This is a genomic window from Gordonia sp. CPCC 206044 (assembly GCF_048537895.1).
In the GTDB taxonomy this organism is placed as follows: domain Bacteria; phylum Actinomycetota; class Actinomycetes; order Mycobacteriales; family Mycobacteriaceae; genus Gordonia.
The window spans coordinates 354122-376448 of record NZ_JBCLVL010000004.1 but is presented as its reverse complement, the minus strand read 5'-3'; the positions used below and the strand labels follow the sequence as shown (position 1 = coordinate 376448).

The following is a 22327-nucleotide window of genomic DNA, read 5'->3' as shown; positions in this document are numbered from 1 at the left end:
CCATGTGCTGGTCGGCGTCGGTCATCCGGGTCGCTCGGTGGTCGGTTCGGTGGCCTCGGCGACCCACGTCACATGCAGCGGAAGGCCCTGCCAGAAATGGCCGCGCTGCTCGGAACTCGTCGCGACCACCACCGCGAACGGATGACGGTACTCCAATTCGACGATGGTTCCGCCGGCGCCGGGCGGTAGCGGCCGGTCGGGCGTCGGGGAGTGTGCCACGGTGGCGAGCAGGGCCTGCTGCCATCCGCCGTGCACGATCTGTGTGCCGTTCACGGCCGCCGCCACCACGCCGTCGGTGTCGAAGCGTGCACATGCGGAATGCCCTGCGGTGGCGGTGTCGAACGGCGCGCCGATCCGCGCGCACAGCCCCTTCTGCAGCACCGACCAGTAGCCGAGCCCGTAGGCCATGAGATCGAACGAGTCGCCCACCGTCCACGCCGGCAGGACCGCGCAGTTGTGCTGCTGCTCCATCCATCCGCTGCGGTGGGCGGGGTCGCTGCCCACCCGCCACCAGCCGCCGTCGCCGACGGGCAGTTCGTCGCCGCGGAGCATGATGCGTTCCCCGGTGGCGAAGCGTCGCACCAGGCGGGCCGCGGCCGCCGACACCGCATCGCCACGCAGGGTCGGGTCGCCGATCACCGACAGCGTGAAAAGTCCGTTGCTGCAACGGTTCACCGTCACTCCCAGGAAACCGAGCTGCGGGTCCCAGGCGAGTCCGCAGTCCGGTCCGCGGGTGCGTAGGACGCGGTCGACCGACCACTGTGTGAGAGATCCGGCCGGGCGGATCTCCAGCGGCATGGCCCAGCGGCCGTGTGCGCCGAATGCGATGCCACTGGTGAGTGCGGGAACGTCGGCCACTGCGTCGTCGGCGGGGCCGAAGGGTCGGCTGTTGTCGGCGCCGACCGGGAAACCGGGGATCAGACCCCACGTGTTGGCCGACGCCCAGGTGTCCAATTGTTCGGTCGGCGGCGGTTGGTCTCCCACCCAATGTCTCAGCGCGGAGAGGCGGTCGATGATCGCGGACAGATCGGCGTTGTCCACCAACGGATTCAGCCACATCGTCGGCCGTAGGACACAGGCCGGGTGGGGCAGTGCGAAAACGGCGTCGATCATCTGGGCCGCGATCGCCGGCGACGGCACGATGTCCTCGGGCCCCGCGTCTGCCGCCTTGCCCAGCATCGCGAGCTGTGCCCACATGGCCAGCGGGGACAGGCACGAATGTGGGATCGGTTCGGTGCTCGCACCGGTGATGTCGCCGCGGTTCACCGCCGTGACCGTGGCATGCATGTCCTGGAACCGTCGGGTGAAGTCGGTGAGCGTGCCGGCAATGGTGGTCATCGGTGCGCCCTCCCGAGACGGTGTCCGAACCTGGTGACGGCGCCTACGCGCCTGACGGACCGACACTAATCGAGCCTCCCTTGACGATCGACCTTTTGTCGTTCACTCGACTGTCGCTCGGGAGCAAGCCCGTTGCGTATCGCACGCGCGCGTGAGAATGTCGTTATCGTGATACAGAATGCTGTTCTTGTGGACGGATGCCGATGACCACCGTGGGTGTGGTCACCGGTGCGGGGCGTGGCATGGGCCGGGAATGTGCGCGCCGGCTCGTGTCGTCGGTCGACAGGCTCGTGCTCGCGGACGTCGACGAAGCGACCGTGACGGCGGCGACCGAGGAACTGTCAGACAGTGGGGCAGCGGACGTGGAGCCGTACGTCCTCGATGTCACCGATGAGGTAGGCCTGGCTCGGCTGGCCACGCGTGTGGAGGAGCTCGGCACGTTGCGGGCGGTTGCGCATGTCGCCGGTATCTCGCCGACGATGGCCGACTGGCGGCGAGTCTTCACCGTCGACCTGGTGGCGACCGCGAGGTTGGCAGAAGCGTTGCGGCCGTTGGCGACCACCGGCACGGCATGGGTCTGCTTCGCCTCCATGGCGCCGGTCATCGGCGGGCTCGAGGTCGACGACGCCACCGCGGCGGTGCTCGACGATCCGCTGGCCGAGCACTTTCTCGACCGTATCCGGGAGACCTTCGGGCCCATGGTCGAGCAGCCGGGTGTGGCCTATTCGCTGGCGAAACTGGGTGTCAAGCGGTTCGTCCAGCAGGAAGCAGTCCGCCTCGGGCCACTCGGCGGGCGCATCTGCTCGATCTCGCCCGGCCTCATCGACACACCGCAGGGCCGTCAGGAAGCCGCCGTCAATCCGCGCATGGCGGCCTGGGCCGAGCAGACGCCCCTGCGTCGGTTCGGACGGGCCGAGGAGGTGGCCGCCGTGGCCGCGTTCGCGCTGTCGGAACAGGCCGGATTCCTCAGCGGCATCGATCTTCTCGTCGACGGCGGTGTCTGTGCCGCGGTGCGCGGACCGGCCGTCGGTCGGTGATCAGGTACCTCGGCTACCACGATCGCAGCGACGTGGGTTCGATCCACACCGGATGTGAGTAGTCGGTCCGGAACCTCTCCGGGGTGTAGTTCAGACCTGCGATGTCGTCGCGGTATTTGTCGACGTAGGCCTGCCAGGTCGCTTCGTCGACGGTGCGTTCGAGATCGGCGACGCCCTTGAACACCACGACGTGGCCCCCTCCGGCGTCGGAGTTGAGATTCAGTGCCGCATGGGGATTCGCGGTCAGATTGCCAATCTTTGCTGCGTTCGGCTGCGAGAAGATCAGCACCTTGCCGTCGGCCCACAGGAACCACACCGGCGTCGGCACCGGAGCCTCGCTGCTGTTGACGGTGGTGAGCCAGATGACCTTGTCGCGGGCCAGGCTGTCGGCGACGGTTTCGGGTACCGAGATCGTGGTGGTGGTCATGTCAGCGTCCCTTCGTTGTGGTCTGCGCAACGACGGGTGTGGGGGCGCTATTCCGGGAGGCCTCGCAAGTGTTTGCGTTCTGCTCCGGGTTTCGGAGCGAAACGCAAACAACAGAGTGTGCCCCCAGTCGGACTCGAACCGACACTTGGCGGATTTTAAGTCCGTTCACACGGCGAACATAGCACCAACGAATTTGCTGGTCAATAGTGCACATCGTCGCAGGTAGAGCGAATAGTGGAAGTCAATGACCAAACCTGCATAGGACTGTTTAGCACTGACCAAATGGCAGATTGCCACACGCTGCCACACGTATACTTGGCCGTGTGGCATGGACAGAGTTGCTCCCGAGTGGCAAGTACAGAGCTATGTACCGCGACCACATGGGGAAGCGGAAGAGTGCTGGGACCTACGTCAGGAAGAACCAGGCGCTAGGCAAGGCTGTTGCTGCTGAAGATGAGGCAAGGAGTAGACCGGCATCCTCATCCATGACATGGGGGGAGTGGGAGGCCATCTGGACCCCGCAGCGCAAAGTGCAGCTGTCGACCCTGGAACGGGATAACAGCCGCATCAAACTACACGTCAGGCCGAAGTGGGAAGACGTCCCCCTGAGCGCTATCACCACGCCCGCGCTGCAGGCCTGGATTGACAAAGACCTCAAGGGATTTAGCCCCTCCACGCAACGCAACCTGAAGGCAATCATGGGTGCCTCACTGAGGGCTGCTGTACAACGTGGCCTGATACCGCTGAACCCGTGCCAAAGTCTCTCCATGCCCAGCCTCAACCCGTCGCCCGAACGCTGGCTGTCGGTTGATGAAGTCGACGCCATCCGTGAGGTCCTCGACGACAAGTACAGGCTGGTATTCGAACTTCTCGTTGGCACAGGTATGCGATGGGGTGAAGCGGTAGCGCTGCACTGGGACGACGTGGACCTCAAGGCCAAGGAGATTCACGTTCGGATGTCTTGGGACCGAAAGAACTTGTTCTTTAAAGCCACCAAGACTCGGGGTACGCGGACCATACCCATCGACTCTCGACTCGAGAAACTACTCAACACAACCCTCGACCGAGATGGACTGGGGTCCAGGCCCGATAAGGAATACCAAGGCGTCGCCACACCGCGATTTGGCTTGGTACTCGCACCGTCCGGTAACCCTCTCGAGGCGACGTCGTTCGCCCACGGACTCACGGCAGCAGGGCGAGCCGCGTTCGTCACGGAAGGCCGGCACCAGAAGAGGGTCGGCAAGGTTCGCCCTCACGACCTCAGACATACGTACGCGAGCCACCTAGTTCAGCGGGGCATCAGCATCACGACCGTGTCCGCACTCCTAGGCCACAGCACCATCGTGACAACACAGAGGTATGCACAGACAGGCAAGAGTGAGTGGGACTCGGTACGGAGTGCACTCGGGTAGCGGCAATGCCAACAACATTGCCAATCGGATTGCCAATCACATTGCCAAATGTGTCGACCAGAATTTTGCCAATGCTGAGGTTCTATGGGGCACTAATTTTGTCCGAGGACTGAAAAATCGCTAGTGCTGAGGTTCTACTGAGCACCTGTTGAGCCGTGACCTTGAAACTTGCAGGTCAACGACTCGTGTCCTCGAGACCTCTACGCACACATGCCCCCTGGTTACCCTCCCCTGGGGGTATTCGCTCGCCTCGCACCATACGTTTGCTCGCCCTGTGTACGGGTTCTCGGGGGTTTTTCATGTGTAGGCATGTATAGATGTGCGTACGTGAGTAGACGCTATTCGCCTGTCCTGGCGTGAAATATAACCGAGCGCGTGTAGTGCTGGACATCGTGGACCTAGGGGGGGAACTGTAGTTCCGGACGGGGGGAACTGTAGTTCCGCCCGGTCCGGAACTGTAGTTCCCCCTAACTCCCCACTGGAACTCCTCAATGAACTCCGCAGTATAGAACTTCGCTCAATCTGACGCTTGAGCTAGGTCGCTATCAATAGTCTTGCAGAAGCCGAAAAAGGCCGTATCGTAAGAATTGAGGGTTGAACGGAAAGTTCCCCTCACCCCCTCAGAACTTGCCCGACATGGGCATCTCGGTTTCAAGTTCGCTCCCGTTGAGCGACTGCCGAAAGGGCAGCATCCTTAACACCCAGTGAACTGCTGGTCGGATGCTGTCCTATTTTCATTTTCACCACTTCCACACGGAGGCAGCACAATGCCTGCACCAGTACAGCACAACCGAGTCACCGCTCGTTGGTCCAAGCAGTACGACGAATACCTCTACCGAGTGTCAATCTTCGGAATCACCAATGCCCTCGCATTCACCGAGGAAGGTCTCCGGGAACTCAGGGCAAACATCGACCAAGCTCTGACTTTCTACGCCGAAGACTGATAATCACCCCACAACTCCTCAGGAGACTCCATGGCAACCTCAACGCCCTTACAGCGCTGGGATGACGAGTTCAACACAAATCCGGAGACGTACACGTTCCGCGGAGTGGTGAACACTCTCCGCAAGTACGCCGACAATCACACACTCGAGTGCTGGCCTTCAATGGCCAAGCTGAAGGCGAACACGGGTCTCACCGAGCGTGGTATCCGAAAGCAACTCGACAAGGCTGTCGAGGCCGGATGGCTAGTGCGACTTCGTATCGGACACCACGGCACTAGCGAAGACGGCTCAGCAAAGAACATCTCGTCCAAGTACAAGCTGAAGTTTCCTCATGAAGACTTCACTTCTGTCCCAACGACCTACCGCGCTACCCAATCACCGGAACCCATCCCTTGCCAATGGCATGTGAACGGAATCCATGTCAACAAGTGCAAGCGACTCGGACTAAGGGCAAATGCCCTCGGTGGACTCCTCAAGGCTTGGGCGGTAGGCGAGAGTGTCAAGTCCTCCAACTGGGACACCAAGTTCACGGCAATGCTCAATGTCATTGAGTCGGAACGTGACCCGGAGATTGAGGGCTTCACCAACATTAGTCAGTACCTTCCACCAGACGCAGAAACGTTCGAATGGTGGAACGACTACGCGCTAGACAACTAACTGAACATCTTTCAGCCAGGGGAGGGCACACCTAAAAGGAGCCTAAATTGGCTAAGACCGTCATTCAAAACAGTAATCTCACCGTCCAGAAGGCGACTGGCTATGAGCCGCGCTGGGACCTTATGGCTTACAAAAAGGGCCATGACGGTGAGAACGCCGTCATTGACTGGTTGGCTACGGCTGACGACACATTCACCATCGAAATCAAGAACGACGTCCAAGCGCGACAGACCGGAAACGTATACCTCGAGCTCAGTTGTAATGGGCAGGTATCTGGCGTTCTCCGCTCCGAGGCGACCTGGGTGTCTATCACAATCGGCTCACTCATACTGACCTTCCAACGTGACCTGTTCGCTGAGTTCATGTCCGAGAAGGCCACTGAGGCATTACACAACGGCAACAAGAGGGGCAAGAATCCCTACTGGATTGCTGACACCACCAAGGACCCCAAGTATCCCACTAGAGGCCTGGTCTACAACATCGCATGGTTGGTGACGGACGTCATCGCCTACGAGAGGGCAGCAAGGTTGGCAGCCTGATGCTCGAGTACATCCTCATCATCGTGTTCAGCATCTTCATGGTCGGCGGACCTGTACTGAAGTGGTGCACCCGACCTAAGACTGAGGTTGGCCGCATCCTCGCAGTGTCCAGTGACTCTCAAATCCTCAAGGCGGCAGCGCAAGCGGTGGAATCCTATGAGCAGCTGGACCGGCAGCAAGGCGACCAAGTTCACCAAGGCCGTATTAGAGCACTACGGAACCGTCTGTCATTTGTGCGGAAAGCCGGGAGCGACAACAGCTGACCACCTCCTGCCGAAGAGTCAGGTGCCCACTGCCATGTGGGACCTGGCTCTCTGCAGGCCGGCACATAGGTCATGTAACTCAGCTCGGGGAACCATGAGCATTGGAGAGTGGTTCGCACGGCATCCACTGCCGACCCACCCCGACGCTAACCCCAGCCGAGACTGGTGAGCCCGGACTCGCATCGAGCTTGAGACTCAAAGAAGTGGAGCTCATCGGCTGCCGCATGTAGCCCACTCCTAGGGGTGGAGTGCCATGCCTGACTAATCATCGAACTCGATTGAATTCGTTGAATTGTCAAAGAAATGAAAGAAACAAGGTTCAGTACAAGACATGCATTGAGCGGGCGCAAACCTTTTTGATTCCGCGCCCTCAGCAACCCCGCGCCCCGTTGCCTGTTTTTCCCTCCAGAAGACCCGTGAACGCGTTGTGTTCGCTGACAGACGTATAGGAGCCCATATGGAGGACGTATGGAAAACCGCGTCTTGCCAGAGTTGTGGCAGGTCACTAAGGCCTCAGCGTGCAAAATCCGCCGACTGGCCTGGGACCGTCAAGGCCTCGAGTACCACAGAGTGTCAACAGTGTGCTGAGAAGCGACGCGCTGAGCAGGAAGTGTTTGAGAACGACTACACCCGCGGTCGACACAGCCTCATGCTCGAGAAGGCCGTATCCAGGGCCAGGGAGGACGACCTCCTTGATGACATCGATGAGGCCATGGTGTCGGTAGCACGGGCGGCTGCCTATGGCCTCGATTACGCGGAGGCGCACCCGAAGGCCTCGTACGCAATCAGCCACCTTCTCGGTCCCTATCGTGAAGCGCTCGCGGAACTGCAGATGACTCCGAGCTCACGCGCCGACGCTCAGGCTGACGTGTTCGGAGATTTGATGGACGAGCTCGGTGAGCCTTCCTGACCCGGCACCCCGCTACTTCACACCGCGCAACCCCGACAGAAAGACGTATGGCTCCCAGGTCGCAAAGGTAGCCAACATCCTCGGTACGCCCCTGATGCCATGGCAGCGTTACGCCGCAGATGTTGCGGGCGAGGTCGATGACAGCGGACTGTTTATCTACCCCATCGTGGTCTGGACCGTTCCGCGCCAAGCAGGCAAGACGGCGCTATCGATGGCCACATGTAACCAACGCTGTCTCATCAAACCCCGTCGCAGGGTGTGGCACACAGCGCAGACCGGTCTAGACGCAACAGACCTGTTTCTAGCGACGGCAGATGAGCTCGAGACCTCACCACTGAGCTCAGTGGTGAAGATTCGGAAGTCGGCAGGCTCCCAATGGATACGGTATGCAAACGGCTCCACAATTAGGCCTCATCCGCCAAAGGAATCGTCACTTCACGGTAAGCAGTCCGACCTCAACTTCATCGACGAGGCTTGGTCGTTCTCTGAAGTAACTGGGCAAGCGTTGATGCAGGCGATTGTGCCTACCCAGGCCACTCGTCCTGGTGCACAGACAATCATCGTCTCCACGGCAGGAACTGCTGAGTCGACTTGGTTCCGTGAGTTCGTAGAGCGAGGCAGGGCCGGCGACCCCGGCATCTGCTATCTGGAGTACAGCATCCCCGATGACATTGATGCTCTCGACCTCGAGGCTGTCGCGTCCTATCACCCGGCGTACGGCCACACCATGGACATGGACGCGTTTGTCCGGGCGGCTGCTCAGTTTGGCGATACCCCTGGAGGTTTCGCTCGCGCGTACGGCAATCGCTGGACACAGACTCGCGAACAGGTCATCCCACTGGATGCCTTCGAGCGAGTACAGACGGACGAGCCGATTCCGAAGGACGCCCGAGTGGCATTCGGTGCAGCGGTCTCCATTGACCGCTCATCCGCGGCCATCTGCGCGGCGGCAATTGTCGACGACGAGCCAATCGTCGAGCTAATCGACTTCAGGCCAGGCGTCGACTGGCTGGGACCGCGACTCAAGGAACTGAACGAGCGGCACTCAAACAGCGGCCTTGTGGTGGATGGTCATGGCCCTTCATCCACGGTGGTCGACTACCTGGACCTCAACAGAGTGGCATTGCTGCCATTGACAACAAAGGACGTGACAGCTGCCTGTGCCGAGGTTCTGGACCGTATCAAACAGGGCCGCATCAAATTCAGACGTAATCAGGACATCACAGATGCAGTGACATGTGCATCTACGCGCAACGTCAGCGACCAGTTTGCGTGGTCTCGCCGAGGTTCCGCCGGGTCCATCGCGCCACTGGAGGCTGCCACATTGGCGGTCCGTGCCGTAACCCACCTCCAGGCACCTCCACCAAAACCAAAAACATACTTCGCGCAATCGGAATAGGAGTCCCATGGGCTGGAAGGAATGGTTCGGAGTCGCGTCCGACCCAGTCATTGAGGCTGCTGCCAACAGCTATCAGGTGGCTATCGCATCCCCGTTCGCGCCGGCAACGACCCTGAACTCTGTTGTGTGGCCAGACATCATGGGTAGCGACTACCTCCCGCTAACCCGTACTGAGGCCGTATCAGTGCCCACGGTGTCCCGTTCGCGGCTTCTCATCGCAGGCACTATTGCCCGTTTACCACTCGAGGCACGGCGAGATGACGAGCTCGCCGATAACCAGCCGGTTTGGCTGACCCGTACAGACGGTGCGATGTCCCCGTATCACCGGATGCTCTGGACAGTGGATGACCTGATTTTCTACGGATGGTCGCTGTGGGCCGTCACCAGGGACACTCAGGGCCGCATCACCAGGGCTGACCGCATTAACTACGACCGCTGGAGCTTTGACGTTGCCGGTCGCATCGAGGTCGACGGAGAGCTCGTCCGCAGTGACAGCGTGGTCTTAATCCCCGGTCCACACGAGGGGCTTATCACCTTTGGTGCCAGGACTATCCGGCAGGCATCCAATCTTCTGCAATCCGCGGACAAGGCAGCAAAGAACCAGACGGCATACCTCGAGCTCCATCAGACGAACGAGGCATCGCTCACCGACGATGACATTGCCGAACTGGTCAATAGCTGGGCAAAGGCTCGCACGGGCGTCAATGGCGGCGTGGCCTTCACTAACAACGGTATTGAGGTACGCGAGCACGGAGCTCCCAACGAACATTTACTGATTGAGGGTCGTAACGCAAGCGCTGTGGACATCGCCCGCTGCATGGGAATCCCTGCAGCCCTTATTGATGCCCAGGCGCAACAGGGCTCGTTGACCTACGAGACCACTCAAGACCGCAACGCGCAGTTCCTGACATTTGGCCTGAGTCCCTACATGGATGCCATCAGTGGACGCCTTTCACAGGATGACGTTGCACCTCGAAAGACGGTCATCCAGTTCAGCCTTCAGGACTTCATCGGCGACGTGAAGTTGCCTATCAAAGACCAGCAATCGAGGTCTGAAGAGCCATCGGCTGCAGAACCTGAGACCGCACCCACCCTAGACCAGGAGGCCGGCAACGAATGACCTCGATTCAGTTCATGCCCGACGACCCGACGGTTGTAGCCGAAGCGGAGTCCCGCACCGTTGTTGGTCTTGCAGTGCCGTTCAACATCCCCGGCAATACGTCCGGTGGGAAGGTTTCAGTCGACCCTGGAGCCATCCAGATTCCCGAGCGACTGAACCGGGTCAAGCTACTTCGCGACCACAACCGTAATGCGCCAGTTGGGTACGTAACCAAGATTGAGACCACCGAAGAGGGCCTTCTCGTGTCCTTCAAGGTTGGCAACACCCCTGAAGGTGATGTTGCCCTGACCGAGGCCGCAGAAGGTATCCGCGACGGACTCTCTGTGGAACTGTCCGCCGTGAAGCGGTCTCCCGATGGTAAGCGCATCACTTCCGCCAACTTGGATGCCATTGCCCTCGTGGCTGTTCCGGCATTCACAGAGGCACGCGTCTCGAACGTCACCGCCGAACAGGCCGACGCAGAAGACGACTTCCATACCAATTCCAACCTCGCCTCAGAAGGGGCGGAAGGAGAATCCATGTCCGAGCATCTCGAGCATGAGGTCGCCACTGAGGTGACCATTGAGGCCGCTGCCGTTCCGCAGGGTCTTGTCATCCCGTCCAAGAAGGCCGAACTGACCGCCTCCGAGGCTACCGATGTCATCAACGCATACGTGCGTGGCGACCGCTCAGCCGAAATCACCGCAGCCTTCAGCGATATCACTCACTCGAGCAATATTGCCGTCGCCCCGGCTTCGTGGGTGGGCGAAGTGTGGTCCGGTGTCGCATACCAGCGTCAGATTGTCCCGCTGCTCACCAATGGCAATCTGACCTCGTACAAGGTGACCGGCTGGCGCTGGAACACCAAGCCCGCGGTCGCTGAGTACGCCGGCAACAAGGCGGCGGTGCCGTCCAATTCGCCGACCACAGAGTCTGTGACGGTCGATGCTCTTCGCCTGGCTGGTGGCCACGATATTGACCGGAAGTTCATTGACTTCAATGACGACGAGTTCATCGCTTCGTATTTCCGTGCGATGGCAGAGAGCTATGCCTATCTGTCCGACGAAAAGGCCGCTGACTTCGTTATCGCGTCTGCCACCGACGTCGTCACTCCCGCAGCCGGACTGCTCGAGGCCGTCGCCATTGGGGCTGACCAGGTCCATCTGGCCACCCGCTCGAAGGCCACATTCGTCCTGGTGAACCCGGCAGACCGCCGAGACCTGCTCGTCGGCACCTCCGCCGCCGAGGTTCCGGCGTTCCTGGATGTTCTCGGCATCAACCCGGCCAATTGGGTTGCCTCGGAGCACGTCGCGGCTGGCACCGTGGTCGTTGGCACGAAGCCCGCGGCCACCTTCTATGAACTCAGTGGTTCGCCGATTCGCGTGCAGGCTGAGCACATCGCAAACGGTGGACGTGATGCCGCTCTGTTCGGCTATTACGCCACCTTGCTCAACGACGACCGGGGCATCGTTTCCGTGTCGTTCCCGAGCGACAACGTTGCCTAATGTCCACCCCAGTCACCCCTGAGCAGGTCATCACCTACCTCGGAGTCGCAGGAAGCCGAGACGAGGAGGCAATTAGTGCTGTCGTAGATGGCGTCAACAGTCTCCTTATTGCGTGGAAGGGTGACCTGGACGAGTGGCCTGCCCACTTCATCACCGGCGGCGTGATGCTCGCCTCGAGGGTCTACCGTCGCCGAAATTCTCCCGCAGGTGTGGAGAATTTCGGCGACGTCGGGGTGGTCTACGTACAGCGCAATGACCCTGACGTTGCACAGTTACTTGAGCTCGGGGTGTATAAGCGCCCACAGGTTGGGTGACCATGGACATCCTTGATGAACTCAATGCCCTCGTCACCACACTGCGAGATGCGGGCGTAGATGCCTACCTGGACCCACGAGACCTCAACCCTCCGTGTGCGTGGGTTGTGGCTCGAAACTTCACCGTCTGCCAAACAATCGGTGGTAGTGGGGAGATGCAGGTTGAGGTCTATCTCATCGTTCCAGACCTCGGATACGAACAGGATTGCCTACAACTCAATGCCCTCTTAGACAGGGCTCTTGAGGTCATCCAGCCGGACGAACCGGTCTCACTGTCCGAGCAAGTCGGTATTCCGGGGGTCACCTCACCACTCCCGGCATACCAAATCACAGTCAATATTCCCACGGGCTAAGGAGTTTCAACATGCCTGTCAAGTACACAAAGGTTGGTCCGGGCACTCTTAAGCTCGGTGCAATCGGTTCCGAGGTCGACTTCAGCTTCCAGGTCATTGAGTGTGTCCTGGCTGCCGATAAGGACCAGGAAGACAACATCACCGTACTGAGTGGTGACACCATCCCCGGTGACATCGCCTACAGCTGGCAGATGAAGGGCGAACTGGTCCAGGACCTGTCTGCCGACGGTGTCAACAAGTTCGCGTTTGAGAATGCGGGAGAACAGGTCCCGTTCGCGTTTGAACCGAATTCCGCATCCGGACCGTCGTTCTCGGGCACGCTTATCGTCGACCCGCTCGACATCGGCGGCAAGGCTGGAACCAAGCCGACCGCAGAGTTCGAGTTCAGCATTGTCGGCAAGCCGACCTGGGATACTGACGTCACCCCCTGATGCCTAAAAGGGTTTACGTCGAAGGGGGTCCCCGGCTCCGCAGGTCACTCCTCAAAGCCGGGGGCTCCTTCAATGACCTACGCAGCGCCAACAAGAAGGCTGCCGACACCGTCCGACCAGCAGCCAAAGCTGCTGCGCCCAAGGACTCGGGAGCGCTCGGACGTTCCGTGAGGAGCGGAGCCACGCGGAAGGCTGGCGTGGTGCGTGCTGGCAGCGGAAAAGTTCCATACGCCAACCCAATTCACTGGGGCTGGCGAAGCCGAGGTATCAAGGCTAACCCCTGGATGTCTCGAGCTGCTCAGGCAACAGAGCCTGAGTGGACCACTGCCTATCAGGTAGAGGTCAAAAACATCATCGACAAGGTCAGAGGTATCTGACCTTCAACCACCTAGCTTAGGGGTAAGCAATGGCTGTTACTCGACTCATTATTGACATCGAAATGACCGATGGTTCGGTGTACAACGATGTCAAAACCACTTTGGCAGACCAGGTTGAGTACTCGAAGACTCGCCAGAAGCACAACTGGCCGAGCATTCAGGACGACCCGTCTCTGTTTATCAACTTCCTCGCCTATGCCGCGGCGAAGCGGCTGGGGTACTTCGGCGGCACCTGGGACGAGTTCTGCAACCAGTGCGCGGCGGTAGGGGAGGCCGGTGAAGAGGAACTGGACCCTACCCAGAGGACGACATCCGACGCCTGATATGCGCACTCGCTGTAGCCACAAACACGTTGCCTAGTTCGTGGTACGGCGAAGACGACGAAGCCATCCTGACCTGTCTCGAGATTCTCGAAGAACAGTCGGAGGCTGCTCAAGGATGACGTCCACATAACTTGAAGGAGAACGTAAATGGCACGGTCCACTGCGATTCTGGCCATCCATATCGTCTCCGATGCGACGCGTGCTAGCGATGGTTTCAAGAAGGCCGAACGTCAGGTTCGTAAGTTCGAACGACGACTGAGCGCAGTCAACGAACTTGCGCCCGTTCGCGTCGTTAACTCCCTGGCGAGGATGGCCACGCTCGCGACGGTGGCGACTGGAGCAGTCGCTGCAGCCGGTGGCGCAGTCGGAGCTCTCGGTATCGCGCTTGCCGGCGCTGGCGCGCTGGCTGCACCGGCACTCGGGGCCGTCATACTCGGACTCGATGGCATCAAAGAAGCCGCCAAGACCATCTCTCCGCAGTTCGATGCCCTGAAGAAGGCGGTATCGGACACCTTCCAGAAGGAGATGACTCCAGCCTTCAAACAGCTTGGAGGACTCCTTGATTCGCTGACTCCCGCGATGAAGGGGATGGCGTCTACGCTGTCGTCGAGCTTCGCTGGTGTGGTGGGTGTGCTCACCGGACCGATGAATGGTGCCCTGAACACCATCGTGCGCGGTGGCCGGCAATTTATCGGTGCAATGCAGCCAGGTATTGAGCGGTTGGTGACCGGCATTCTCAACCTTGGCGTCGGAGCAGCGTCCTCCGCCGATGTTCTGGGTAGAGCCTTCGGAAACGTGCTGAGCGCAATCGGGGACGTGTTCACCAAGCTCCAGCAGACGGGTCAGTTGACCACAGTCATGGATGGTGCTGCTGCAGCAATCAATGGTCTTGGCAACTTCATTCGCCCGGTCATCGAGCTGGTGGCACAGCTCACCGCATCTATGGGACCAGTTCTCGGGCAAGCATTCACAGCCCTAGGCACGTCTATCGCTGCCATCACACCGCAACTGGCTGCCCTAGGGCAACAGTTCGCTGAGGCGCTGGTGCAGGCTATCCAAGAACTGACACCGCACCTGCCGACTATCATCCAGGGATTCAGTCAGATACTCAGCGGCATTACTCCACTGATTGGGCCCTTTGCTGACCTGGTCGGGGCAATTGCTCCTCTTACGCCCGCTATCGTCACGCTCGCTGTTGCCTTCCGTGGGCTCAACGCCGTTGCAGGAGTGGCTACGACGCTTCGCATCCTAGCCCCTGCCATGAAGATGTTCGGCACCAACAGCAAGGCTGCAACGGGCGCGCTCAAGGTATTCAAGGGCATATTTGGCGGTCTCGGTGGTGGGCTCAAGCTGTTGGCAGGGTTCATCGGCAAGGCGGCAATCGCGATGATTCCGTTGATTGTCCAGGTGTGGTCACTGACTGCGGCACTGTTGGCAAATCCCATCACGTGGATTGTGCTGGCCATCGTCGCTCTCATCGCTGTCATCGTCCTCATCGCGACCAAGACCACGTGGTTTCAGACTGCCTGGAAGGCGATGTGTACCGCTGTCGTCGCTGCCTGGAACTGGGTGGTTGGCCTCGTCAAGGCTGTCTGGCAAGGTGTGGTCACCGCATTCCAGGTCTCGGTCGCATGGCTCAAGGGAGTCTGGGATGGCTTTGTCAACGCCATGATTGCGGCCTGGAACTGGATTAAGTCCGCCGCCATCGCTGTCTGGAATGGCATCAAGGCCGCAGTCGCTGTGGCCATCGGCTTTATCCAGGCCGTCATGGATGGCTTCCGTGGCGTGGCCTCGGCCGTGTGGAATGGCATCAAGGCGGTTGCGGTTGCCGTGTGGAATGGCATCAAGTCTGCGGTCACCACGGTCATCAACACGATTAAGGGTGTCTTCAATACTCTGAAGTCTGTTGGAACCTCGGTCTGGAACGCCATCAAGGGTGCAGTGGACACCGTCAAAGGCGCGATTGAGGGCGTGGTCAATGCCATCAAGAGTGTCATCTCGTGGATTGGGAACATACACTTCCCGTCACCCCCTGGCTGGATGACCTCCCTGTTCTCATCTCCGGGTGCTGAGTTCACCTTCCAGCCGCCCAGTGCCTTCCGATTCCTGCCCGAGGGGTTCCAGACCTTCGCTGCCCGAGGCCCTGAACTCACTGCAGCTTCAACCCTTGGCATCTCACCAAGCGACTTCGCTCGGTGGGGCGCAGGTGCTGGTCGGACCGAGGTCAACAACACCAACATCAACATCCGTATCGAGGGTGCATTGGACCCGATTGCGGTCGGGAGGCAGGTGGAGAGCGTGCTCGGTAAATACCACACCACCACGGGCAACTCGCAGCAGGTGGCTTGGAAATGACCTACGAAGCACGTGACATCAAGGTCAAGCCCAGGGTCTACCTAATCGACCAGTGGTACTACGACGCCGATGAGATGCAGATTCTTGACGGCATCTCGGTGAGGTGGGGTCGTACAGGTCTCACCGAGTCCGCATCTCCTGCCACTGTTGCTATCCGGCTGCTAGACCCAACCGGTACGTGGGTTCAGCGGATGCGCGACAACGCCATCATTGGCGAGGCCATCAGCCTCTTCGCCGGCATCAACTTCAACACCAGCACGCTGACCTGGGAGCAGGGGTGGAACTGGTTTCACGGGCGGATTACCGACGTGGAGATTGAAGACGCACCCAAAGACCCCGAGACCAACCTCTCTCGCGGTGACATTGTCACCATCAGCGGTGTCGACCGTATGGCCCAGTGGGGCAACGTGGTTATGTACGACCACGCTCTTCCTCTCGCCGCGGGCCAGACCGTCATCACTAGGGCTAACTGGATTAAGCTCCAGGCGCTGGAGACCACGCAGATAACCGACGTCTTCTTCGACCCGTACTTCGAGACCAAGACATGCAGCGAGACCGCGGTCGACGGTCAATCGATGCAATCCATCATGGATTCATTCTATAAATCGATGGGTCATACCTATTCATATAGCCCCAAAGATAACGTGGTTCGAAACAACGGTCGATATAACGGGACTATAGACACATCCTTTTATCGTGGCTCCGATGGCTACCTGCATATCGCTCCTGCCGCTAATCCTCGACCTGGTGCGTGGGGTACCGATGATGATGATTTCCTGGGAACCAGCCTGGGTGCTCAAGTCGTCGCGCCGTCTGGTCGAAGTATCAAGCAATCTGGCTCCGAGCGCATTAATCGACTTCAAATGTCCTATCGCGACAAAGTCACCGGCGAAGACAAGACACTTGTGCGAAATATCTTAGACACCGGTGAGGGCGTCCGACTGATGACCGCGCAGACGTGGCTAGACACTACCTCCGAGGTTGGGAACGTAGCCGAGCAAGTCTTCGGCAGTCTCAACTGGGAAGGGTCGCTACCGCTCCACCCCGAGGTCACGTATGACACTCGCCTGAGCGGGGATTCGTTCCAGTCGGTGGTTCAGGCCATGGACCTCATCATGGCTGGCGAGCGTCAGTACCTCGTGTTCATCGCCGGCTCACCGTGGACAGTTAGATTGGATAAATTCCATCCAATCTTTGGGGTCCTCGGAGGCTCCATCGAGTACCGAAGAGGCCGCTGGGTCATCACGATGCAGCTGCAGCCGTACTACCACGACGACGTTTTCTTCGGCATGGACGAGCCAACCTGGGACGACCTTCCTCACGAAATTGAGTGGGGAGACGAGGCCGATACCACCAATAAACTGGACCACTCTATCCAATGGCACGACTTGAAGTTTGTAACTGACCCTTCAATCAAAGTCTATGCCGACGAATTTCCGAATGATTAGGGGTAATCAATAATGCCCGGATATACAAATAATTACGACATCCCTTATCCGCTGTCCGGTGACCCGATGTACCAAGGTCATGCACACATGAAGGCGCTGGCACAAAAGGTCGATGAGACCATGGTGAGTGTCAGTGGAGTGCCGGGCCCCGCGGGGCCTACCGGACCGGCTGGCCCCGCGGGGCCGACTGGGGCTACCGGTGCAACCGGCGCTACTGGCCCTGCCGGACCGGCTGGTGCCGTAGGCCCGCAAGGGCCTCAGGGTGACGACGGGCCAGAAGGTCCGGAAGGGCCTCAGGGCCCCGCGGGGCCGACTGGCGCTACGGGTTCGACGGGTGCAACTGGCCCCACCGGGCCGAAGGGCGACACCGGAACCGGTCTGCAGCTGGCGGGGATTGTCGCGAGCTATGCCAACCTCCCGAGCAGCCTCGGCACCGCAGATGCGGGCAAGGCGTACATCGTGGATTCCGATGACCTGCTGTATATCTGGTCGGGGAGCGCCTGGCCTGCTGATGGTTCAGGCCTCGAACTGCAAGGCGCAGAGGGCCCTCAGGGTCCGCAGGGTGAACCTGGTGCGCCTGGAACTACCTCATGGTCCGACCTCGTCGACAAGCCGGTGTCATTCACTCCGAGTGCGCACACCCACGCCGCTGCGGACATCACTTCAGGCACGCTCGATTCGACGCGAGTGCCCAATCTGGACGCCGGTAAGATTACGACGGGCACATTGGGAATCAATCGGGTTCCCACTGGGACAACGTCATCCACGGTCTGCATCGGCAACGATGCTCGGCTCAGCGATGCCCGTACCCCGACGGCTCACACGCACAGTGCCGCCGATATCACCTCAGGCACACTGGCTGCGGCACAGGTCCCAAACCTGGATGCCACCAAGATTGCGACCGGGACACTGGATGCTGCCCGGATTCCGCCCGTGACGTCGGCCATGATTACCAACGGCACCATCGTCAACGCGGACATCAGTACGAGTGCTGGGATTCAGCTGTCCAAGCTCAGTACCACGGGAACCGCGTCCTCGAGCACATATCTCCGTGGTGATGGGGCTTGGTCTTCCGCGCCGGTCCCCGCCGCGTCTGGTGGGTATATCAGGCGGACTGCAGCCCAGGCCGTTGCTACAGGTACAGACACGATGGTCTACTTCACCTCCACGGCATGGGCGTTCGGAGGCACTGCTAGGGGAGGCCTGAGTACTGCTGGTCTCGAGATTGGCGAGGCGGGCATCTACATGGTGGAAGCAGTGTGGCCATGGGCAACCAACTCTGTTAACCGTCGCAACATCAAAATCACGCTCAACAACGCCAACATCAACTCGACCATCGCCCAGCAAGACGTCCTTGCCACACCGTGGGACAACGTGTCGCGAGTAACGACCATCGTGCCCTTAGCTGCCGGTGACATCCTCTACGTCTTCGTGGCCCAGGACTGCGGCAGCAACCTGAATGGTGGCCTGGCCCTCAAGGGGCTGGAAGAGGGCCGACTGGTCGCCACACGCATCTCCGCGGCGGCCTAAGGGCGTCAGCCACGCTAGGTGGCTGACTGCGATGGTGGTGCTCGAATCCGTGCGTGTGCATCAAGGCTTGCCACACGAAGGGTGTGACCCCAACCCTTCGTGTGGCAACTCCAAATGCGTCTGCGCTGGTCATCCGGTGCCCCCAGTCGGACTCGAACCGACACTGGGCGGATTTTAAGTCCGCTGCCTCTGCCAATTGGGCTATGGGGGCTCGACGGCGGTCCGTCGGCTCACGTGGTGAGCATAGCGGCGTGGCCCAGGCAGGGATTCAAGTGGCGGGGATCTCGATACGCGTCCTCGGCTGGCGCCTCGGTCGCTACTCGATCGGCGGTGGGTGCTCGATCGGTGGTCGGCGATTCGCGCGCGCTTTCAGCCCGGATGACACCGAGGCCCCGCGCATCGCGCGGGGCCTCGGGTCCTGTGAGAGTAGGACTTGCTGATCAGCCGAGGCTGAACGGTTTGCCGTACAGGTTGACCACCTGGGTGGTCTTCTCGGTCTGGACCGAGACCTTGGCGAACGAACGTGCCTGGGCGTAGCCGGCACAGCCATTGATCATCATGGTCGCGTTCGTGTAGGCGAGTGCACCTTCGCCGTTACGGAACTTGACGCTCTTGCTGTGGCCGCGGCTCCCGAACGGGTCCTGGTATTCGGCGTCATTGATGGAGAACATCGCTGCCTGGCCGGGGCCGATGGTGACGCTGCCGCCGGTCGACGCGGTTCCGGTGATGTTGACGCCGCCGGACTCGGACAGGCTCGGGCTCGCCTTGCCGTCGGTGGTGCTCTTGGCGCCGAACGTCATCTGGCAACCGACGATGTAGCCCGCCCCGATGCCGATGCGCGACTTCTTGTCCGAGGACTTGAGGTCGTAGCGGCCCGAGACCCAGGCGTTACGGTGCAGCGGGGTGCCGCCCAGGGACGGATTGATGCGAGCGCGCTCGTTGGTACGCGTGATGGTGAGCGTGGAGCCGTCGTTGAGGCGCTTCACCACGGTCTGGTTGGGCAGCCGCACCTGCGTGTCGGCTTGTGCCACACCCTGTCCGAGTAGCGGAGCCGCGGCGATCAGGCCGACGACGACAGCGCCGGCCCGGCACGCGTTACGGGAAAAACGGTTGGAGACAATCTTGTTCATGTGGACCTCTGTCATCCGATGGAGAAGGGCTTGCCGTACAGGTTGACCTTCTGGTGCAACTGGCCCGTGGTCTCGACGGTGCTGAATGCGCGAGCCTGGGCGTAACCGCCGCAGTTCTCGATGCTCAGCTGGGCGCGGTCATACCCGAGGGAGTAGGTGCCGGGCTTCTCGATGTCCCTGGTCGACAGCTGCACGAACACGACCTGACCTGCTGCGATCGGGATCGACAGGTTGGCGGTGGCCGATGGTGCGGCCGAGATGGTTCCGGACAGGCCGCCGGACAGGCCGGTGATGTCGACCTGACATCCGACGATGTAACCGGTCGACAGGGTCGCCGCTGCACCGTTGGTCATGGTGCCGTTGGTGCCGGGCATCGCGTCCTCGCCGGCCGCGCCCAAGCTCGGTCCGGCCTTGGCGGGCTTGAGCTTCGGGGCCTTGAGCGTGACGGTGCCACTCACCCACGCGGTGCGTGAGGTGGGGTTCGCGGCCATCGATGGCGAGATCTGTGCCGATTCGTGGCTGCGGGTCAACGTGACGCCTTCGCCGTGTGCGGTGCCCCCGGGCAGGCGCACGAACGTGTCGGCCCCCGCTGCACCGCCACCCGCCAACAAAGCGGCTGCCGCTGTGCCGGCTGCCGCTGCGGATACCCCAACAGTTCGAAAGGCCTTCTGCCTGTTCCTCATCCAACTCCTCCTCGTTATGGCGGTGCAAAGCGGCAGCGACCCAGGACAAGAGACTCGGGGAGGCGTGAACGCCGAAGGCTGACCGCTCGCACTGAAAGCCATGAGTACCGTATATGGAAGAGTTATGAAAGTCTAATGTGATCGCGATCATCGCGCCCGGTTGCGCACGAAGGCGCCGGGCGTTGTTCCGGTGTGGGCGCGGAACGCCCGTGCGAAGGAGCTCTGGCTCTGGTAGCCGACGCGGATGGCGACCGACGTCACCGAATCGGCCGATCGCAACAGTGCCTTGGCCGACTCCATGCGACACAGAATTCGCCACTGCTGGAAGCTGTTTCCGGTGTCCCGACGAAAGGCGCGCTCGATGGTGCGGGCCGACGAGTGGGTGTCGCGAGCCCATTCGTCGATGGTTCGGCTGTCGGCCGGATCATCGCGGAGAGCTTCGGCGACCAGTCGCGCCGGCCCCGGGGCGGGCATCGCGATATCGAATGCTCCGGCCGGTGCTGATTGCTCCACGACCGACAGGAGTTGTTGTCGCAGCACGCTTTCCGGAGCGAGGTGCGAGGAGTGCGGGGTGCTGAGGATGGCGAGGGCGAGTGCGCGGAATTGTGAGTCGACGGCGACCACGTCGGCGCACCGGAGAGTTGTGCTGATCGACGGTTCGAAGAACGTCGGCACGATCACCGAATCCGGTCGCGGCCGCATCATGTAGCGGGTGCCGGCGGGAACCCAGATGGCGTGGTCGCCGGGTACGCTCACCGACTCGCCGTCGTCGAAGTCGAACTCGGTGGATCCGCACACCTCCCACAGCAACGCGTGTGCAGACCGATGGAGTCGGCGGACCTCCGTGGGCGGGGCGTGGGCGGAGCCCGGCAGATGGGCGGCCCATGCCCTGTCATGCCATGCCCTGTCACGGTCGCGACCGGAGGTTGGCGTCATCTGCACAACTCCTGTCGGTTATGGTCGGATTTGTGAGCTTAGGTAACGATAGCCTTACTTAGCCGAGCCATAGTCGGCACGGGTGGGGGAACCGGGCGATTTCGACGAGACGGACACCGCCGAGGTGTTGTGAATGCGACGGGGATGGGTAGTGACGCAGCAGGTGACAACGAGTTCTTTGCTCGAGGACGCGCAGGATTGCTACGGGTTCGTGCCCGCGGTGACGATCGACGATGACGTCGTGGACTTCGAGCGATTCGCCGAATGCGTGGAGTGGCTGACGGCCGATCTGCAGGCGTGTGGCGTCTCGTCGGGCAGCCGGGTCGGTCTGGGCGTGCAATCCGGTTGGGCACTGGTCCTGACCTGGCATGCCTTGGTCGCGATCGATGCCGTCGTGGTGCCCATGGACCTGTGCGACGAGGACTCCGTCGAGCAGGCGCGGGCGCTCGACCTCGACTTCGTGCTCGCCCACCGGGCACACGACAACGTCCTCGAGGACGTGATCGACGAACTGATCGACGAGGCGACCCCACCGTGTGTCTACCGCGTGGCCGAGGAGTTCGCCCTGGTCGGGGTCGGCGACGAAGGGCCGGGCCGGCCAGGTGGCGGTGGCCTGGTGACCGACCTCGATTCGGGTCGTGTCGAACGCGCCGACCACCTGCTCGCCGAGGCCGAGCGCATCGGACGTCGGCTCGACCTGTGGCCGGGGGTGCGGGTGCGGCTGTGTGGAGCGTTGAACACCAGGCCCGCCATGCTGCTGATCATCGCGTGTGCGGCTCGTGGCGCCTGCGCCTGCGTCGAGGCGTCGTCGGTTCCCACCGGCGACACCGCGATCGAGGTCGTGCCCGTCATCGATCGACCCGAATCCGAACAGGCGCGTCCGTTGCTGTCGGTGGTGTGCTGAGGCGATGGTCCGG

22 protein-coding genes and 1 tRNA gene are annotated in these 22327 nt (G+C 60.9%); 17 read left to right on the top strand and 6 right to left on the bottom strand.

Annotation, left to right across the window (positions count from 1 at the left end):
* Positions 1 to 21 precede the first annotated feature (21 nt).
* The gene (locus AAFP35_RS08330; RefSeq protein ID WP_419221087.1) at positions 22 to 1338 is read right to left on the bottom strand and encodes a hypothetical protein; all 1317 of its coding nucleotides are present in this window, start codon (positions 1336 to 1338) and stop codon (positions 22 to 24) included.
* A 203-nt stretch (positions 1339 to 1541) separates the two neighbouring features.
* Between AAFP35_RS08330 and AAFP35_RS08325 the strand changes: the two genes are divergently transcribed.
* Positions 1542 to 2375 carry an SDR family oxidoreductase gene (locus AAFP35_RS08325; RefSeq protein ID WP_419221086.1) on the top strand — a complete coding sequence of 278 codons (834 nt, stop codon included), beginning with the start codon at positions 1542 to 1544 and terminating at the stop codon, positions 2373 to 2375.
* 13 nt (positions 2376 to 2388) lie between these two features.
* On the opposite strand, the gene AAFP35_RS08320 is transcribed toward AAFP35_RS08325, so the two are convergent.
* Positions 2389 to 2802, bottom strand: coding sequence for a TIGR03667 family PPOX class F420-dependent oxidoreductase (locus AAFP35_RS08320; protein WP_419221085.1), 414 nt, complete (start codon positions 2800 to 2802; stop codon positions 2389 to 2391).
* 323 nt (positions 2803 to 3125) lie between these two features.
* Here AAFP35_RS08320 and AAFP35_RS08315 point away from each other — a divergent pair, with 323 nt between their 5' ends.
* The 15 genes from AAFP35_RS08315 to AAFP35_RS08245 all read left to right on the top strand — a co-directional run bounded on the left by AAFP35_RS08315 (position 3126) and on the right by AAFP35_RS08245 (position 18661).
* On the top strand, positions 3126 to 4214 hold the full coding sequence (locus AAFP35_RS08315; RefSeq protein ID WP_419221084.1) for a tyrosine-type recombinase/integrase: 1089 nt from the start codon (positions 3126 to 3128) through the stop codon (positions 4212 to 4214).
* A 974-nt stretch (positions 4215 to 5188) separates the two neighbouring features.
* Positions 5189 to 5815 carry a helix-turn-helix domain-containing protein gene (locus AAFP35_RS08310; RefSeq protein ID WP_419221083.1) on the top strand — a complete coding sequence of 209 codons (627 nt, stop codon included), beginning with the start codon at positions 5189 to 5191 and terminating at the stop codon, positions 5813 to 5815.
* A 47-nt stretch (positions 5816 to 5862) separates the two neighbouring features.
* A complete protein-coding gene (locus AAFP35_RS08305; protein WP_419221082.1) occupies positions 5863 to 6354 on the top strand; it encodes a hypothetical protein in 492 nt (163 codons plus the stop codon).
* The gene (locus AAFP35_RS08300; protein ID WP_419221081.1) at positions 6354 to 6617 is read left to right on the top strand and encodes a hypothetical protein; all 264 of its coding nucleotides are present in this window, start codon (positions 6354 to 6356) and stop codon (positions 6615 to 6617) included. The genes AAFP35_RS08305 and AAFP35_RS08300 overlap by 1 nt, the downstream gene beginning before the upstream one ends.
* A gap of 610 nt (positions 6618 to 7227) precedes the next feature.
* A complete protein-coding gene (locus tag AAFP35_RS08295; RefSeq protein WP_419221080.1) occupies positions 7228 to 7527 on the top strand; it encodes a hypothetical protein in 300 nt (99 codons plus the stop codon).
* The gene (locus tag AAFP35_RS08290; RefSeq protein WP_419221079.1) at positions 7514 to 8926 is read left to right on the top strand and encodes a terminase; all 1413 of its coding nucleotides are present in this window, start codon (positions 7514 to 7516) and stop codon (positions 8924 to 8926) included. The genes AAFP35_RS08295 and AAFP35_RS08290 overlap by 14 nt, the downstream gene beginning before the upstream one ends.
* A gap of 7 nt (positions 8927 to 8933) precedes the next feature.
* Positions 8934 to 10046: a phage portal protein gene (locus AAFP35_RS08285; RefSeq protein WP_419221078.1), complete on the top strand. Its 1113-nt coding sequence runs from the start codon at positions 8934 to 8936 to the stop codon at positions 10044 to 10046.
* Positions 10043 to 11530, top strand: coding sequence for an HK97 family phage prohead protease (locus AAFP35_RS08280; protein WP_419221077.1), 1488 nt, complete (start codon positions 10043 to 10045; stop codon positions 11528 to 11530). Before AAFP35_RS08285 ends, AAFP35_RS08280 begins: the two co-directional genes overlap by 4 nt.
* Positions 11530 to 11844, top strand: a complete 315-nt coding sequence (locus AAFP35_RS08275; RefSeq protein WP_419221076.1) for a hypothetical protein — start codon at positions 11530 to 11532, stop codon at positions 11842 to 11844. The genes AAFP35_RS08280 and AAFP35_RS08275 overlap by 1 nt, the downstream gene beginning before the upstream one ends.
* A complete protein-coding gene (locus tag AAFP35_RS08270; RefSeq protein WP_419221075.1) occupies positions 11841 to 12197 on the top strand; it encodes a hypothetical protein in 357 nt (118 codons plus the stop codon). The genes AAFP35_RS08275 and AAFP35_RS08270 overlap by 4 nt, the downstream gene beginning before the upstream one ends.
* Before the next feature lie 11 nt (positions 12198 to 12208).
* Positions 12209 to 12628 (top strand): hypothetical protein, encoded by a 420-nt coding sequence (locus AAFP35_RS08265; RefSeq protein ID WP_419221074.1) that lies wholly within the window; start codon positions 12209 to 12211, stop codon positions 12626 to 12628.
* Positions 12629 to 13067: 439 nt separating this feature from the next.
* Positions 13068 to 13328: a hypothetical protein gene (locus tag AAFP35_RS08260; protein ID WP_419221073.1), complete on the top strand. Its 261-nt coding sequence runs from the start codon at positions 13068 to 13070 to the stop codon at positions 13326 to 13328.
* A gap of 147 nt (positions 13329 to 13475) precedes the next feature.
* Positions 13476 to 15683 (top strand): phage tail protein, encoded by a 2208-nt coding sequence (locus tag AAFP35_RS08255; RefSeq protein ID WP_419221072.1) that lies wholly within the window; start codon positions 13476 to 13478, stop codon positions 15681 to 15683.
* Complete coding sequence (locus tag AAFP35_RS08250; protein ID WP_419221071.1) at positions 15680 to 17131, top strand: hypothetical protein; 1452 nt, start codon at positions 15680 to 15682, stop codon at positions 17129 to 17131. Before AAFP35_RS08255 ends, AAFP35_RS08250 begins: the two co-directional genes overlap by 4 nt.
* A 459-nt stretch (positions 17132 to 17590) precedes the next feature.
* The gene (locus tag AAFP35_RS08245) at positions 17591 to 18661 is read left to right on the top strand and encodes a hypothetical protein (protein WP_419221070.1); all 1071 of its coding nucleotides are present in this window, start codon (positions 17591 to 17593) and stop codon (positions 18659 to 18661) included.
* Positions 18662 to 18798: 137 nt separating this feature from the next.
* Here the strand turns inward: AAFP35_RS08245 and AAFP35_RS08240 are convergent.
* The 4 genes from AAFP35_RS08240 to AAFP35_RS08225 form a co-directional block, all read right to left on the bottom strand.
* Positions 18799 to 18872, bottom strand: a tRNA-Leu gene (locus AAFP35_RS08240).
* A 229-nt stretch (positions 18873 to 19101) separates the two neighbouring features.
* Complete coding sequence (locus tag AAFP35_RS08235; RefSeq protein ID WP_419221069.1) at positions 19102 to 19791, bottom strand: MspA family porin; 690 nt, start codon at positions 19789 to 19791, stop codon at positions 19102 to 19104.
* A gap of 11 nt (positions 19792 to 19802) precedes the next feature.
* Positions 19803 to 20474 (bottom strand): MspA family porin, encoded by a 672-nt coding sequence (locus AAFP35_RS08230; RefSeq protein WP_419221068.1) that lies wholly within the window; start codon positions 20472 to 20474, stop codon positions 19803 to 19805.
* A gap of 147 nt (positions 20475 to 20621) precedes the next feature.
* Entirely contained in the window at positions 20622 to 21410 is a 789-nt protein-coding gene (locus AAFP35_RS08225) for a helix-turn-helix domain-containing protein (protein WP_419221067.1), read from the bottom strand.
* A gap of 163 nt (positions 21411 to 21573) precedes the next feature.
* On the opposite strand from AAFP35_RS08225, the gene AAFP35_RS08220 reads away from it, so the two are divergent.
* On the top strand, positions 21574 to 22314 hold the full coding sequence (locus AAFP35_RS08220; protein WP_419221066.1) for a hypothetical protein: 741 nt from the start codon (positions 21574 to 21576) through the stop codon (positions 22312 to 22314).
* Positions 22315 to 22327: the final 13 nt, after the last annotated feature.

Bases quoted from the DNA above. Each gene is read 5' to 3' on its own strand.
- AAFP35_RS08330 (WP_419221087.1), bottom strand. From the start codon at position 1,338: ATGACCACCATTGCCGGCACGCTCACCGACTTCACCCGACGGTTCCAG.
- AAFP35_RS08325 (WP_419221086.1), top strand. From the start codon at position 1,542: ATGACCACCGTGGGTGTGGTCACCGGTGCGGGGCGTGGCATGGGCCGG.
- AAFP35_RS08320 (WP_419221085.1), bottom strand. From the start codon at position 2,802: ATGACCACCACCACGATCTCGGTACCCGAAACCGTCGCCGACAGCCTG.
- AAFP35_RS08310 (WP_419221083.1), top strand. From the start codon at position 5,189: ATGGCAACCTCAACGCCCTTACAGCGCTGGGATGACGAGTTCAACACA.
- AAFP35_RS08300 (WP_419221081.1), top strand. From the start codon at position 6,354: ATGCTCGAGTACATCCTCATCATCGTGTTCAGCATCTTCATGGTCGGC.
- AAFP35_RS08285 (WP_419221078.1), top strand. From the start codon at position 8,934: ATGGGCTGGAAGGAATGGTTCGGAGTCGCGTCCGACCCAGTCATTGAG.
- AAFP35_RS08280 (WP_419221077.1), top strand. From the start codon at position 10,043: ATGACCTCGATTCAGTTCATGCCCGACGACCCGACGGTTGTAGCCGAA.
- AAFP35_RS08275 (WP_419221076.1), top strand. From the start codon at position 11,530: ATGTCCACCCCAGTCACCCCTGAGCAGGTCATCACCTACCTCGGAGTC.
- AAFP35_RS08265 (WP_419221074.1), top strand. From the start codon at position 12,209: ATGCCTGTCAAGTACACAAAGGTTGGTCCGGGCACTCTTAAGCTCGGT.
- AAFP35_RS08260 (WP_419221073.1), top strand. From the start codon at position 13,068: ATGACCGATGGTTCGGTGTACAACGATGTCAAAACCACTTTGGCAGAC.
- AAFP35_RS08255 (WP_419221072.1), top strand. From the start codon at position 13,476: ATGGCACGGTCCACTGCGATTCTGGCCATCCATATCGTCTCCGATGCG.
- AAFP35_RS08250 (WP_419221071.1), top strand. From the start codon at position 15,680: ATGACCTACGAAGCACGTGACATCAAGGTCAAGCCCAGGGTCTACCTA.
- AAFP35_RS08235 (WP_419221069.1), bottom strand. From the start codon at position 19,791: ATGAACAAGATTGTCTCCAACCGTTTTTCCCGTAACGCGTGCCGGGCC.
- AAFP35_RS08230 (WP_419221068.1), bottom strand. From the start codon at position 20,474: ATGAGGAACAGGCAGAAGGCCTTTCGAACTGTTGGGGTATCCGCAGCG.
- AAFP35_RS08225 (WP_419221067.1), bottom strand. From the start codon at position 21,410: ATGACGCCAACCTCCGGTCGCGACCGTGACAGGGCATGGCATGACAGG.